Origin of the sequence: [Bacillus] enclensis, from assembly GCF_001456935.1 — a bacterium.
GTDB lineage: Bacteria > Bacillota > Bacilli > Bacillales > Bacillaceae_B > Rossellomorea > Rossellomorea enclensis.
In genome coordinates this window covers 1-14,668 of the sequence record NZ_KQ758482.1, presented here as the reverse complement: position 1 = coordinate 14,668, position 14,668 = coordinate 1, and the positions used below count along the sequence as shown (strand labels likewise).

The following is a 14,668-nucleotide window of genomic DNA, read 5'->3' as shown; positions in this document are numbered from 1 at the left end:
GGCCCGTCCTTCGCTGCAGAGAGCAGTGAGGGGCGGTTTTTTTGTGTTTGGGAGAAAAGTAACAAATATTTTTATGAAAATACCAATCATCTCCTATAAATGGACCGGACGCTTCTTTACTCTGCTAAAAACTATGGGAGGAATGAATCGGGTTTTTGGACATATATTGAAATGGATTAGGAAACATAGACGAAAAAATAGGGAAAGAAGAAAATTCTGAAAATAGATTGCAACATTTGTAACATCTTGTATAATAAGAATCATATAAAAATTTAGAAAAGTACCATAATTGAGAAAAGAGAGAATTGTTTCAAGGGGAGGATTTGAATGAGTCAAGCACGTCCTTTACTAACTGTAGAAGATCTAAGGACCTCCTTTTTTACCGATGACGGAGAAGTTCCTGCAGTCGATGGCGTTAGTTTTCATGTAAATGAAGGTGAAATCCTGGGAGTGGTCGGAGAGAGCGGATGCGGTAAAAGTGTCACATCCCTTTCAATCATGGGGCTGGTGCCCAGTCCGCCGGGGAAAATTACAGGCGGCAAGATTCTTTACAAGGATGAAGATCTGACAAAAGCTTCTGAAAAACGGATGAGGGATATCCGGGGGAATGACATCGCGATGATCTTCCAGGAACCAATGACATCGCTGAACCCTGTATTTACAATAGGAGATCAATTGACTGAAGCAATACGCATACATACAAAAGCGACAAAGAAAGCAGCGAGGGATAAGGCAGTCGAAATCATGAAGTTGGTCGGCCTCCCTCGCGCTGATGAACTGATCAAGGAATATCCGCACCAGTTATCCGGTGGGATGAGGCAAAGGGTCATGATCGCCATGGCCATGATATGCGACCCAAAAGTGCTGATCGCAGATGAACCTACCACAGCACTCGATGTGACCATACAGGCACAGATCCTTAAGCTGATGAAAAAGCTGAACAAGGAATTGAATACGGCAGTGCTTCTGATCACCCACGACCTGGGAGTCGTTGCAGAGACGTGTGAGAGAATCGTCGTCATGTACTCAGGTAAAGTGGTTGAAGAAGGAACAGTGGAAGAAATCTTTAAAAACCCACAGCATCCTTATACGAAGGGGCTCATCCAGTCCGTCCCCGATATGCGGGTTAAACAGCAGCGGCTCCATTCGATTCAGGGGAATGTTCCAAAGCCCGGATCCATCAAGCGTGGATGCCGATTTGCCGCACGCTGCGACTATGCTTTCGACCGCTGTCTTGTAGAGACGCCGGAATTATATGAAACGACACCAGGACATTGCACAAGGTGCTTCCTGTTCGATGAAACAGAGGAGGGAGTTTATGACGGAACCATTGCTGAAAGTTGAGAATCTTAAAAAACATTTCCCGATAACAGGCGGAATTCTTGGACGGCCTGTCAGCTCCGTCAAGGCAGTAGACGGCGTCTCTTTTACCGTGAACAAAGGGGAGACGCTCGGGATCGTCGGTGAAAGCGGATGTGGTAAATCCACCACCGGCAGGATGCTGATGAGACTGATCGACCCTTCCGAGGGGAAGGTCACTTTCGAAGACAGGGAGCTTACGAGTCTATCAAACTCGGAGATGAGAAAGATCAGAAGGGAAATCCAAATGGTCTTTCAGGATCCGTATGCTTCCTTGAACCCGAGACATACGGTTGAAAAGATTTTGGAAGAGCCCCTTAAAGTACACGGGATGGGATCTGCCAAGGAAAGAAGAGAAAGAGTGCATGAACTCTTGAATATTGTCGGTCTGAGCAGTTATCACGCAAAACGCTATCCGCATCAATTCAGCGGCGGGCAGAGGCAGCGGATCGGGATTGCCCGTGCGCTCATGACGAAGCCCAAGCTGATCATTGCGGATGAACCTGTCTCTGCATTAGACGTATCAATCCAGTCCCAGGTTTTAAATCTGATGCAGGATTTGCAAAAAGAGTTCGAACTCACCTATATTTTCATTGCGCATGATCTGGGTGTGGTCCGGCATATAAGCGATAGAGTGGGAGTCATGTATTTAGGGAAAATGGTAGAGCTCAGCGATAGTGAGAACTTATACGAGGAGCCTCTGCATCCTTACACCCAGGCTCTTCTCTCAGCGGTCCCGATACCAGATCCGGACTTCAAGAGGGAAACACAGCTTCTGCAGGGGGATATCCCGAGTCCTTCCAATCCGCCGAGCGGATGCACCTTCCATACCCGCTGCCCTTTCGCAACGGATGTATGTAAAGAGAAGGTGCCGGAATTTAAGGAACACCAACCAGGGCATTATGTAGCTTGCCATCTTTATTAGGCGGCAAGCCTCATAATATATAAACATTATTCAGGAGGGGATTTCATTGAGGAAGAAAGGCTGGTCAGTTTTATTGCTGCTCATCTTGGTCCTGTCATCCGTACTTTACGGATGCGGAGGTTCTGAAGGTTCTTCAGGAGAAGGCAGCGACAGTAAAGATAGCGGAGATCCGAAAGTATTGATCTTCGGACGCGGGGGAGACTCAGTAGCTCTTGACCCGGGTACTGTAACAGACGGTGAATCATTCAAGGTAACGAAGAATATTTTTGAAACGTTAGTGAAATTCGGTGAGCAGGATACTGAACCAAATCCTGGACTTGCAGAGGAATGGAAGGTATCTGACGATGGACTGACTTATACATTCACACTTCGTGAAGGGGTCAAGTTCCAGGACGGTACCGACTTCAATGCAGATGCAGTAGTGAAGAACTTTGAGCGCTGGATGAACGGGAACGCTGATACATTCCCATATTACAGCTCAATGTTCGGAGGCTTCAAAGGTGATGAAGGTCACGTAATCAAAGAAGTGAAGGCTGTAGACGATAAGACGGTTGAATTCGTTCTGAAGCGTCCTCAAGCTCCATTCTTAAAAAATATCGCGATGAGTCCTTTCGCTATCGTCAGCCCTAAAGCAATTGACGAATTGGGTGACAAACTTGGCGAAGCACCGACAGATGCAGGTACAGGCCCATTCAAGTTTGTTGAGTGGAAACGTAATGACAAGATCGTCCTTGAAAAGAATGAAGACTACTGGAACAAAGATCTTCCTAAACTTGATCAAGTGGTATTCAAATCAATCCCTGAAAACTCTGCTCGTCTGAATGCATTGATTTCAGGTGAGATCGATCTTGCAGATGGTGTGAATCCAAGTGATGCCTCTCAGGTTGAAGGCAATGATCAATTACAGTTATTCGAACGTCCGTCAATGAACGTTGGATACTTAGGTCTCACATCTACCCGCAAGCCGTTTGACGATCCTAAAGTACGTCAGGCAATCAACTACGCGATCAACAAGCAAGAGATCGTAGATGCCTTCTTCGAAGGTAAAGCGGATGTTGCGAAAAACCCTATGCCTCCAGTAATCGCTGGCTACAACGATGATATCGAAGGCTATGAGTACAACCCTGAAAAAGCAAAAGAACTTCTTGCAGAAGCAGGTCACGAAAAAGGATTCGAAATGGAACTGTGGGCAATGCCTGTTCCGCGTCCTTACATGCCGGATGGTCAAAAAGTGGCAGAAGCCATTCAGGCTGATCTCGCTGAAGTAGGAATCAAAGCCAACATCGTTTCTTATGAGTGGGCAACTTACCTTGATAAAGCAAGTAAAGGGGAAGCTGATGCATTCTTGCTTGGCTGGACTGGCGATAATGGTGATGCTGATAACTTCCTTTATGTGTTACTTGATAAAGACAATATCGGAAGCAACAACTACTCTTACTACAGTAATGATGAACTTCACAAAATCCTGATCGATGCGCAGACAGAAGTCGACCAGGCAAAACGTGAAGAGCTTTACAAAAAGGCCCAGGAAATCATTCACGAAGATGCTCCATGGGTACCTCTTGCTCACTCTACGCCATTACTTGCAGGAAGTGCAGCAATCAAAAACTTCAAGCCGCATCCAACTGGTTCCGACTGGTTAGGCGCAGTTGATATCGAACAATAATCAGTAGCGGAGGACGGGGGAGATATCATCTCCCCCGTTTATACATAGTGGGGCAGAGCCCGGCAAGATTAAATGAACGAACTTCACAGTATTATAGAATCTCCATTCAGAGAGGTGAACAAGATGTTTCAATACACCATACGAAGACTGCTTCAATTGATTCCCGTCTTACTCGGGATGACCCTGATTGTATTTTTCATTATACGTGCGATACCTGGGGATCCAGCACAGGTCATCCTCGGGCAGCAGGCCACAAAGGAAGCGGTAGAAGCGCTAAGGATGCAGCTTGGACTCGATAACCCATGGTATGTACAGTATTTCAACTACCTTGGGGGACTGCTGACAGGCGACCTGGGAGAATCACTGCGGACCAAGGTGGAAGTGTCATCGGAGATCTGGCCGTATCTGGCTGCGACTTTCGAACTTGCCCTTGTGGCGATCATCATTGCAGTGGTAATCGGGGTGAATGCAGGGATCATCAGTGCGTGGTTCCAGAATTCATGGTTTGACTATACCGCTATGATCTTGGCCTTGATAGGTGTATCCCTGCCTATTTTCTGGCTTGGTTTGATGGAGCAGTGGATATTCGGAATTCAGCTGGACTGGCTTCCTACAACCGGAAGGGAAAACATACGGAACCCGATTGATTCGATTACGAACCTGTATTTGATAGACACACTCATCCAGGGTGATTTCAAGCAGATGGGAGAAGTAATCAAGCATCTCATCCTTCCGGGAGTTGCGTTAGCCACCATTCCAATGGCAATCATTGCCCGGATGACACGTTCAAGCATGCTTGAAGTCATGCGTTCCGATTATATCCGTACCGCACGTGCAAAAGGATTGAAAATGTTCTGGGTTGTGTACAAGCACTCCCTGAAGAATGCAATCATTCCGGTTTTGACTGTCATTGGACTCCAGATGGGGCTTCTCCTGGGCGGTGCCATACTGACTGAGACCATATTCGGATGGCCGGGCATCGGACGCTATATTTATGAAGCCATCGGATACCGAGATTATCCTGTGATTCAATCCGGCATTCTCGTCGTCGCCACCATCTTCGTAACAATCAACCTAATCGTAGATTTACTGTATGCGGCCGTAGATCCGCGTATTAAATACAACTAACATCGACAGAAGAAAGAGGTGAACTCTCATGTCAGAAATAGCAGAACCGCAAAAAGAGATGAACCCTTCTCTCCAGGAAGAAACGGTGTCTCCCTGGAAAGAAGCATGGAAGAGCTTTGTGAAAAATAAGATTGCCCTGGCAGGGTTTTGTATCGTCCTGTTTTTCGTCATACTCGCCATCGCAGCTCCTGCCATTGCCCCAGAGGGAATCAATGACCAGGATTTATCCAAAAGGCTGCAAGCCCCTTCTTCAGAGAACTGGCTGGGAACGGATGACTTTGGACGTGATATCCTGTCGAGAATCATCCATGGGGCGAGAATTTCATTAACGGTCGGTTTCTTCGCGGTTATCGGGTCCGCGGTAGTTGGAAGTCTGCTTGGGATCGTGGCTGGATATTACGGAAGATGGGTGGATACAATCATTTCCCGGTTTTTCGATATCATGCTTGCCTTTCCGAGTATCCTGCTTGCAATCGCAGTAGTAGCAGCTCTTGGACCTTCTCTTCGAAATGCACTTATCGCCATCGCGATCATCAATATCCCGAACTTTGGACGTTTGATCCGTTCGAGGGTGCTGAGTGTTAAACAGGAAGAATACGTCATGGCTGCAAAAGCGATTGGTATGAAGGACAGCCGTATCCTTTTCAGCCATGTGCTTCCTAACAGTATGGCTCCGATCATCGTCCAGGGGACACTGGCGATCGCCACCGCCATCATTGAAGCTGCCGCTCTTGGCTTCCTTGGTCTCGGTGCGCAGGCACCGACTCCGGAATGGGGCAAAATGCTTGCTGATGCCCGGATGTTCATGCTCCAGGCTCCGTGGACCATGATCTTCCCGGGTCTGGCCATCATGCTGACGGTTCTCGGGTTCAACCTGATGGGAGACGGGCTGCGTGACGCACTCGATCCGAAGATGAAGAACTAATAAAAAAGATCGTCCGCTCCCTGTGGGGATGGACGATCTTTTTTATTCTTCTTCTTCACGGATTTCCACTTCGTTTTCTTCTGTATGGTAAGACTGAAAGCTTGTGATCAGCTTTTCGAGGTGCTCAAGATGCTCATCATAAAGAAAAATGGCCGAGAAGATATGAAGCATATGGAAGTTCTGGACATTTTCATTTTCGCTGTTGTTCTGGATTTCAGTCAGCATCCTTTTCAGCAGCTCTTTTCGGTGCAGGCATACATCCTGATAGGCTTCAGAATCTGTATGGGGATGCATCTTGCCGATGAATTTCAGCAGCAGCTGTTCATGATAAGTCAGGAGGCAGTCGAGCTGTCCTTTAATGCTGTTCTTAAGTTCATCGGGCAATTGCAGGATTTCATTTTCATAGCGGTTTATCCTCTTCAGGATATCGAAGCTTCTGTTGGCCGTCGATATCATCTGCCTGTAAATGACGAGCTTACGGCTTTTGGAGATCGTGTTCTTCTTGAAATAATCCCTTTCTTCCTTATAAAGAAGATAAAGCTGGTCGACCTTGATCAATTTTTCTTTCATCCGTTCAAGGTCTTTTTTCAGCAAGTGGAATTCAGTCGCATGCCTCATGCTCAATCTGATCCATTTTAAAATCTCTTCACTTGAGTCTGCAATTCTATGATACAGCTTGGTTTCGTATTTAGGCGGGATGAACACCAGGTTCACAAGGAACGAGGAGAAAACCCCGATCATGATCGTTGAAAAACGTATAAGTGCAAACTGGATGAATGCCTGATCGGTGACTTCCATGATGGCAATCAACGTCACCAATGCCAGGCCGATCGTTTTTTCCAATTTAAGTTTAAGTATGATGGCAATGGCTACAATGGCAGCGAATCCGACTACAAGCGGATTGCTTCCGAATAAAAGAACGAATATGACGGCCGTTCCGGCTCCAATCAGGTTTGCCTGGATTTGTTCGATAATAGTTAAATAAGAGCGGTAAATGGTCGGCTGAACAGCAAATATCGCTGCAATCCCTGCGAATACTGGAGATGGAATGCCTAACATCTGTGAAACAAGCAATGCAATGACGATCGCGATTCCCGTTTTAAGGATGCGGGCACCAAGTTTCATGCAAACAGGTCCTTTCTTGAGTGACTTTTGATAAACAATACTGTACTATACAGGCATTTTCAAGCAATAGCAATAGGCAAATGAAAATAGTTTTATACAATTTTATTACCTTATTCGACAGGGGTTAAACGGGGGATTAGTTTATTGGGAATGGCAGGGTTTACATGATATTAGGAATATTCCATTTGAAAATGCCGCATTTAATTTCGGTGGGAGACTTCGCTTTTCGCAGGGTTGGAAGTAGAGGTATTGTTCGCTATGGTTTTGGATGTTTTTGGTAAGTGGCGGAATTATTTTCAAAATTCGAAGATTAATGGTCGGATTTCGAAGATTTCGGCCCGAAAACGAAAGAATAAGTCGAGTTTTCGAAAGATTCCCGGCCAAAATTGAAAGATTATCCAAAAAAATTCCGAATTGAAGTGCTAAAACGAAGCTGAACCTCCTCAAAGTCCCGTCTGTGTGTCAGAAAAGCAAAGGCGGCTCTTTCAGAGGCGACAAGCATAAGGCAAACAAGCCGGAAAGGCGCTTGGTTTGTTTGACTTATGACCTCGAGCCCCTAGCCCCCGGAGCTGGACATCTCTTATCCCTTCCTCGATCACCCGCAGGAGTCAAATTCGCTAGTATCCATTCACATTACTAAAAGGCACATAATTAGTATTTTAAATAAACCTCCATTATTAAACAGAAAATCCCCGCTTCATATTTGAAGCGGGGGGAAATTGAAAATAGTATATTACAGCTGGGCAAATGCTTTGTCTACTGCTTCCAGTGTTTTTTTGATGTCTTGTTCGGTGTGCTCTGTTGTGAGAAACCATGCTTCGTATTTGGATGGGGCGAGGTTGATGCCCTGGTTCAGCATAAGCTTGAAGAATTTGGCGAACATTTCTCCGTCTGTGGCTTCGGCCTGCTCGTAGTTTTCGACTTTTTCTTTTGTGAAATAGAGAGTGAGTGCACCCTTCAGGCGGTTGACTGAAATCGGTGTATTATGTTTTTCGGCTGCGGCCAGTATTCCTTCTTCAAGCTTCGCACCAAGTGCATCGAGCTTCTCGTAAACGCCATCTTGTTTAAGAACCTCAAGGCAGGCGATCCCTGATAGGATGGAAGCAGGATTTCCTGCCATCGTACCAGCCTGGTATGCAGGCCCGAGCGGTGCAACCTGTTCCATGATTTCAAGCTTGCCGCCGTAAGCACCGATCGGCAGGCCTCCCCCGATGATTTTTCCAAGCGCCGTGAGATCCGGCTGTACCTTAAGCATATCCTGGGCACCGCCGTACATAAAGCGGAAAGCAGTGATGACTTCATCATAAATGACGAGACTGCCGGCGGCGTGGGCGATCTCATTGACCTGCTCGAGGAATCCTTCTTTCGGCTCGACAATGCCGAAATTCCCTACGATCGGCTCAACCAGTACCCCTGCTATTTGATCTCCCCATTTTTCCATGGCTTCCCTGAACGGCTCGATATCATTGAAAGGGACCGTAATGACTTCCTGTGCGATGCTCTTAGGCACCCCCGCAGAATCTGGTGTTCCAAGCGTTGAAGGGCCTGAACCCGCTGCAACAAGCACCAGGTCGGAATGACCGTGATAGCAGCCGGCAAATTTGATTATTTTATCTTTTCCTGTATACGCGCGGGCCACACGGATGGTCGTCATCACGGCTTCAGTACCTGAGTTGACGAAACGCACTTTATCCATATAAGGCATCGCTTCTTTGATCATCTTCGCAAACTTCACTTCGTGGCGGGTAGGCGTCCCGTAGAGCACCCCGTTTTCAGCAGCTGTCTTGATTGCTTCTGTTATATGAGGGTGTGCATGCCCGGTGATGATGGGGCCGTATGCTGCCAGATAATCGATGTATTTATTTCCGTCCACGTCCCAGAAATAAGCACCTTTTCCTCTTTCCATCGCAACAGGGGAGCCTCCGCCCACTGCCTTATAAGAGCGGGATGGGCTGTTCACCCCTCCCACGATATGTTCCAGAGCTTCTTTATGTAATGATTCTGATTGAGTAAAATTCATTGGATTACCTCCTGGATTATTCCTGTCAACTTACCTTTTCTATTGTAGTATGGGCGCGAGCTTTTTAGCAAATTAGATCTGGACTTCGGAATGAAATCAATGTCAAAAGCGTACATATACAGAGACAAGCTTTGAAAGTGGGAATCTTGATGATCTATTTGATGGCTTTCATGATTCTGATCTGTATGATCATGAGTTTAAGAGCGTTATTCTATCCTTCCAGGTGGAAGGTCCACTATGTATCCTTTCATCATTTTTTCTTTCTGGGCATGTGCTATGTGACCATTATGCTCGGATTTGGACTCCTGTTTACCCTGCTGCAGCTTGAAGGGGTGCAAATCCTGGTGGAAAATGGACGGCCTGTTACCGGGGACTTTTTTGATCACTTCTTTACAACGATGTACTTCAGCGGGATTACCTTATTTTCAGTCGGCTACGGGGATGTGACCCCTGTCGGCATAGGCAGGGGTATCGCGCTAATTGAATCATGGCTCGGATTTACGATTCCGGCTGCTTTCGTTGTGAAATCATTTATGAATTATGAAAAGTGATTCCTTATGATTTGAGTTTTTCCCTCCCATTGGGTACGCTAACGTTAGAATCATGAAAAATGGAGGGATCAGGAAATGAAGGTTGAAACAGGACAGAAAGCACCTGAGTTTGAATTGATGGCCAGTAATGGTAAAAAAGTGAAACTCTCTGATTACAGGGGCAAAAATGTAGTGCTTTATTTCTACCCGAAAGACATGACGCCTGGGTGCACCACGGAGGCTTGTGACTTCAGGGATCAGCATGAAAATTTTGATAAACTTGATGCGGTGATCCTAGGCGTTAGCCCGGACCCGGTTGAGAAGCATGAAAAGTTCGTGGAGAAACATGGTCTGCCATTTTTATTACTGGTGGATGAAGATCATAAAGTTGCTGAAGAATACGGCGTCTGGAAGCTGAAGAAAAACTTCGGTAAGGAATATATGGGGATCGAGCGTTCCACTTTCATTATCGATAAAGAAGGAAATATGGCAAAAGAATGGAGAAAAGTCAGGGTGAAGGGGCATGTCGAGGAAGCGCTGAAATATATAGAAGAAAATCTCTCATAAGCCTATTTTTAAGCCTATTTTATAAAGGATGAGGCTTTTGTCCATTCACTTGAATGAAAGGGACATATAGTAAGATTAGGGCAACCTCCTCAAATAAGTCAGTCTCATCCGTGTAAGGACCGATCAAGATCGGTCCTCTTTTTTTTATAGAAGATTCGGAATTATGATAAACTATCTTCAATAGGTATGGGAGGGAAAAGGATGAAAGTGATATTTACGTTTCAGCCTAAGGAAGAATTCGTAAACGATTTGAGGAATCACTTTCCTGGTGCTGAATTTTCTTTTTTTAAAAAGATCAGCGATGCTGAAGAAGCATTACCTGACGCAGAAATCATCGTCACGATGGGTGAGGATTTGACTGACCGGCATATTGAACGTGCAAGAAGCCTGAAGTGGATCATGGTTACTTCTGCGGGGCTGGAGAAAATGCCGTTTGAAGCAATCAGGAAAAAAGACATCCTGGTCACAAACGCAAGGGGTATACATAAGGTGCCGATGGCTGAATTCACATTAGGATTGATGCTTCAGCATGCCAAACAGCTGGGGTCCGTACTAAAGCAAGAGGAAGAGGGAGTATGGAGCAGACGGCTTCCAACATCTGAACTGAATGGTGCCTCTCTGCTTGTTTTAGGGGCAGGCGCCATCGGAAGTGAAATTGCCAGGCTGGCAAAAGCCTTCAACATGAAGACAGCCGGGTTGAATTCAACCGGTAAAATGGTGGAACACTTTGATCAGATGTTTACACTCAGTACTTATAAAGAATATCTTCCGCACGCAGACTATCTTGTAGCAGTACTGCCGAGCACAGACGATACAAAGTACATCCTCAAAACGGAGCATTTTGATAAAATGAAGGATACAGCGGTGTTCATCAATATCGGCAGGGGTGACCTGGTTGAAGAATCCGTGCTGCTGGAAGCGGTGAAAACAAAGAAGATCGGCCATATCTTCCTTGATGTATTCGAGCGGGAGCCGCTGCCTTCAGATCACCCATTCTGGAAGGAAGAAGGCATTTCGGTGACACCGCATCTTTCCAGCATCACAAAGATGTATATGCCCAGAGCACTTGAAATTTTTAAAAAGAATTTAAAAGCATATAGTAATAATAGAAGTGAAGAAATGATGAATGTGATCGATACAGAGAGGGGTTACTAAGATGAAAATATATACGAAATCGGGCGATAAGGGGACAACTTCACTGGTATACGGTTCACGTGTATCAAAAAAAGACCAGCGTGTTGAGGCCTACGGAACTTGTGACGAAGCGAATTCAATGATCGGACTCGGGTTAAGCTATTTAAAAGCAGAGTATTTCGATGGAAAAGAAAAGTTTGAAGGGTTCTTCCACAAAATTCAGACAGCCCTCTTTCATGTGGGGGCAGAACTTGCGACACCATCCGGGAAAGAAGTGAAGTGGAAGCTTGAAGATTCAGATATAAAGGAGCTTGAAGAACAAATCGATTTTCTTGATGGAACACTTACGCCGTTGAAAAACTTCATACTGCCCGGCGGCCATCCCGCAGGAGCGGCACTGCACACCGCACGCACTATTGTAAGAAGAGCAGAGCGCGAAGCCGTCGGAATAGGGGAAGATGTCAATCCGTTAGTATTGTCATACCTCAACAGGCTTTCCGATTTCTTATTTGTGGCAGCCAGATACATCAATCAACAGCTGGGGGAAGAGGAAAAGAATCTGCATCAGTAAATGATTTTAAGGACTTCATATACGGTTATACAAAGCCACTTCAGCGGTTGATTGGAGTGCAAGACGAAGACTCCTAACTGAAATGCGGAAGGGCTTTGCTCAGAGGCGTGTGGCATAAGACGAATCGGCCTGGAAGGCGCACTTTGCCTTCTTGGGCGGTTTGGCTTATGACATGTGCCTCCTAAGCCCTGAAGCTGGACAGTTCCTATCCTTGAATAAGGAGAGGAGGCTCCCCAACCGCCCTCCGAAAGCGAGGTCATGCACGGAAATCAATAGCAGTGTTTAAAAAATAAACGTTATTTTTAAGTATGCGCTGAGGTGAAAGATTGACAAAAGGTTGTCCTGATTAGTACACTATTTATAAAGATTATAAAATAATAATTCTTATGAAAAGAGGTGCATGGCGATGTTAGAAGAAGGACAATTGAAAGAAGCAATTGCAACATTGAAAGAAACCGGAGTCCGTATCACGCCTCAACGTCATGCGATTTTAGAGTTTCTAATCGATTCAATGGCTCATCCTACAGCTGATGACATATATAAGGCACTCGAAGGGAAATTCCCTAATATGAGTGTGGCCACTGTATATAACAACCTGCGGGTCTTCAGGGAAGTGGGTCTGGTGAAAGAACTGACATACGGAGATGCTTCAAGCCGCTTCGACTTTGTCACGACAGATCACTATCATGTCATCTGTGATGGATGCGGTAAGATCGTAGACTTCCACTATCCGGGATTGGATGAAGTAGAGCAGCTCGCTTCTCATGTGACGGGTTTTAAAGTCAACAATCACCGTATGGAAATCTACGGTACCTGTACGGAATGCTCTACAAAAGAAACTCACTAAAGAAATGGTTCCCTGCCCGGGAGCCATTTTTTCTTTTGTAAGGCTGTTTTCTAAAAGATTGTTGCTTTCCGTAAATAGACTTGTAACCTGAATGCAGCTTGTAGACGTGCTCTTTTCGAACTCAAGTTTAAACTAGAGACGGACGGACAACCCGAAAATACCCAAGTTCCGGTATTTTCTTGTCTGTATAGCAAAAAAGTATGCGAAAAGAGCCTTTGTAAAACAAAAAGACCTCCATTCGGCAGGTCCTTGTTTTTGATGTGTCATTTCTTTTTATTATAATCTTCGTTAAATTCTTCGCCCTCTAAGTCAGGGTCGAGAGTGAGCGGTTCATTACAATACATACACATGTCCACCCGGCCGAGGACCTTTGTGACCTTGCCGCAATTCGGACATTTGACCTGGACGGCCTTTGTAGATAACATCCCGATCCAGAAGTAAACCACTGTACTGCCTATGATGGCAAGAAAACCGAGCAGCATGAAAATGGTCATGACCCAAGGGTGCTGTTTGAAATATATACCTACATACATAATAATGAAACCGATGAAAATCAAGCTCAATGCAAACGTACGGATTTTATTGATCTTACTGGAATAATTCTTTGCCATGATTGTCCCTCCTAGAAAAATACTATACCATAATTGAAGGACTTTAGTGGACAGGAAAACCATTTGTCGAAAAATGACTATAATAAGAGAAGGAAATCCTGTTTCAATGTCGAAATAGTTACCAACCAATGATTGATGTGGAGGAGTTTTTAATGGAAGACATTTTACGACCGATTTATCAGGAACGTACCAGTCACCCAAACACATTAGGTGTCTTATTAATAGAACAAAGCAAGAAATCCAGTCCTGTAACCGATACATTCGATATCGTGTTATTTCTTATTGTAAAAGAAGCTGAAGAGCCTGTATTCGTTAAACATTACACATACAAGGAGCATAAGGCTGCCTTACATACCGTTACGGAGGAAAAGCTAAAAGAATGGATCCTTCTGGGGTCCAACCGGAAGGTAATCGATTGGCTGTTCAATGGAAAGATTCTTTTCGACCGGAATGAATATGTACAAAACCTCAAAACCGAGCTGAGGGACTTCCCCTTTTACGGAAGAAAAATAAAAATGGGAATGGAATTCGCCAAATTGATCCGCCGATATATGGATGGCAAAGTGTTCTTTGAATCCAAGCACTATCTTGACGCCTACAATCATATTGTCCATTCCCTCCACCATCTCGCCCGGCTTGCCGTAATCGAAAATGGTTTTCACCCGGAAGTCACGGTTTGGAATCAGGTGAAGCAGATCGAACCGGAAATATATAAGCTTTACGAAGAACTTGTCACCAGCGAGGAAGAAATCGATAAGAGGCTTGAGCTGCTGTTCCTGGCCAGTGAATTTCTGATCCACTCAAGAACGAAGGTGGCAGCTGAGCACTTGATTAATATCCTTGAACAGAAAGAACAATGGAGCTTTCAGGAATTGCTTAATCATGAAGAAGCGGGACATTATTCAGTTGACCTTGGCATGCTGATCGAATATTTAACGGATAAAGGATTCGTTGAAATAGTAGATGTAGAAACAAAGGGAAAAGGTGTTTACCACCGTTATTACCGGGCTCCAAAAAAATTATAGCGAAATATCATTTTCTTATTGACTCCAATAAAGAACCTTGGTATATTAGTAAATGTCGCTGCTGAACGACAAACGAGTACGGTCAGTGGCGACATGAAAAATTAAAAAAGTTGTTGACATCAGGTTGATAACTTGATAAGATTAAAAAGTCGCTTCAAACGAAGTGCTCAACAAATTGAACCTTGAAAACTGAACAAAACAAGACAATACGTCAACGTTAATTCTAGATTTACCG

General features: G+C 45.0%; 14 protein-coding genes. 11 read left to right on the top strand and 3 right to left on the bottom strand.

Features of this window, described 5'->3' with window-relative positions:
- The first annotated feature begins 327 nt into the window (after nucleotides 1-327).
- From AS034_RS00070 to AS034_RS00050, 5 genes are all read left to right on the top strand, one after another.
- The gene (locus AS034_RS00070; protein WP_032086310.1) at nucleotides 328-1,344 is read left to right on the top strand and encodes an ABC transporter ATP-binding protein; all 1,017 of its coding nucleotides are present in this window, start codon (nucleotides 328-330) and stop codon (nucleotides 1,342-1,344) included.
- A complete protein-coding gene (locus AS034_RS00065) occupies nucleotides 1,319-2,284 on the top strand; it encodes an ABC transporter ATP-binding protein (protein ID WP_058296983.1) in 966 nt (321 codons plus the stop codon). Before AS034_RS00070 ends, AS034_RS00065 begins: the two co-directional genes overlap by 26 nt.
- Before the next feature lie 46 nt (nucleotides 2,285-2,330).
- The gene (locus AS034_RS00060; RefSeq protein WP_032086312.1) at nucleotides 2,331-3,950 is read left to right on the top strand and encodes an ABC transporter substrate-binding protein; all 1,620 of its coding nucleotides are present in this window, start codon (nucleotides 2,331-2,333) and stop codon (nucleotides 3,948-3,950) included.
- A 123-nt stretch (nucleotides 3,951-4,073) separates the two neighbouring features.
- Entirely contained in the window at nucleotides 4,074-5,078 is a 1,005-nt protein-coding gene (locus AS034_RS00055; protein WP_032086313.1) for an ABC transporter permease, read from the top strand.
- Nucleotides 5,079-5,106: 28 nt separating this feature from the next.
- Nucleotides 5,107-6,003, top strand: coding sequence for an ABC transporter permease (locus AS034_RS00050; protein ID WP_032086314.1), 897 nt, complete (start codon nucleotides 5,107-5,109; stop codon nucleotides 6,001-6,003).
- Between the two features lie 42 nt (nucleotides 6,004-6,045).
- On the opposite strand, the gene AS034_RS00045 is transcribed toward AS034_RS00050, so the two are convergent.
- Together AS034_RS00045 and AS034_RS00040 are read right to left on the bottom strand one after the other, a co-directional pair.
- A complete protein-coding gene (locus AS034_RS00045; protein ID WP_058296982.1) occupies nucleotides 6,046-7,128 on the bottom strand; it encodes an FUSC family protein in 1,083 nt (360 codons plus the stop codon).
- 733 nt (nucleotides 7,129-7,861) lie between these two features.
- Nucleotides 7,862-9,148, bottom strand: a complete 1,287-nt coding sequence (locus tag AS034_RS00040; protein WP_032086316.1) for a glutamate-1-semialdehyde 2,1-aminomutase — start codon at nucleotides 9,146-9,148, stop codon at nucleotides 7,862-7,864.
- Nucleotides 9,149-9,297: 149 nt separating this feature from the next.
- Between AS034_RS00040 and AS034_RS00035 the strand changes: the two genes are divergently transcribed.
- The 5 genes from AS034_RS00035 to perR all read left to right on the top strand — a co-directional run bounded on the left by AS034_RS00035 (nucleotide 9,298) and on the right by perR (nucleotide 12,797).
- Nucleotides 9,298-9,699: an ion channel gene (locus AS034_RS00035; RefSeq protein ID WP_032086317.1), complete on the top strand. Its 402-nt coding sequence runs from the start codon at nucleotides 9,298-9,300 to the stop codon at nucleotides 9,697-9,699.
- Between the two features lie 75 nt (nucleotides 9,700-9,774).
- A complete protein-coding gene (bcp, locus tag AS034_RS00030) occupies nucleotides 9,775-10,245 on the top strand; it encodes a thioredoxin-dependent thiol peroxidase (RefSeq protein WP_058296981.1) in 471 nt (156 codons plus the stop codon).
- 201 nt (nucleotides 10,246-10,446) lie between these two features.
- On the top strand, nucleotides 10,447-11,400 hold the full coding sequence (locus AS034_RS00025; protein WP_058296980.1) for a D-2-hydroxyacid dehydrogenase: 954 nt from the start codon (nucleotides 10,447-10,449) through the stop codon (nucleotides 11,398-11,400).
- A gap of 1 nt (nucleotide 11,401) precedes the next feature.
- The gene (locus AS034_RS00020; protein WP_058296979.1) at nucleotides 11,402-11,950 is read left to right on the top strand and encodes a cob(I)yrinic acid a,c-diamide adenosyltransferase; all 549 of its coding nucleotides are present in this window, start codon (nucleotides 11,402-11,404) and stop codon (nucleotides 11,948-11,950) included.
- A 406-nt stretch (nucleotides 11,951-12,356) separates the two neighbouring features.
- Entirely contained in the window at nucleotides 12,357-12,797 is a 441-nt protein-coding gene (gene perR / locus AS034_RS00015; protein ID WP_098151171.1) for a peroxide-responsive transcriptional repressor PerR, read from the top strand.
- A gap of 263 nt (nucleotides 12,798-13,060) precedes the next feature.
- Here perR and AS034_RS00010 read toward each other — a convergent pair whose 3' ends face one another.
- Nucleotides 13,061-13,408, bottom strand: a complete 348-nt coding sequence (locus tag AS034_RS00010) for a YgzB family protein (protein ID WP_032086322.1) — start codon at nucleotides 13,406-13,408, stop codon at nucleotides 13,061-13,063.
- A 152-nt stretch (nucleotides 13,409-13,560) separates the two neighbouring features.
- Between AS034_RS00010 and AS034_RS00005 the strand changes: the two genes are divergently transcribed.
- Nucleotides 13,561-14,433: a nucleotidyltransferase-like protein gene (locus tag AS034_RS00005; protein ID WP_058296978.1), complete on the top strand. Its 873-nt coding sequence runs from the start codon at nucleotides 13,561-13,563 to the stop codon at nucleotides 14,431-14,433.
- The last annotated feature ends 235 nt before the right edge of the window (nucleotides 14,434-14,668 follow it).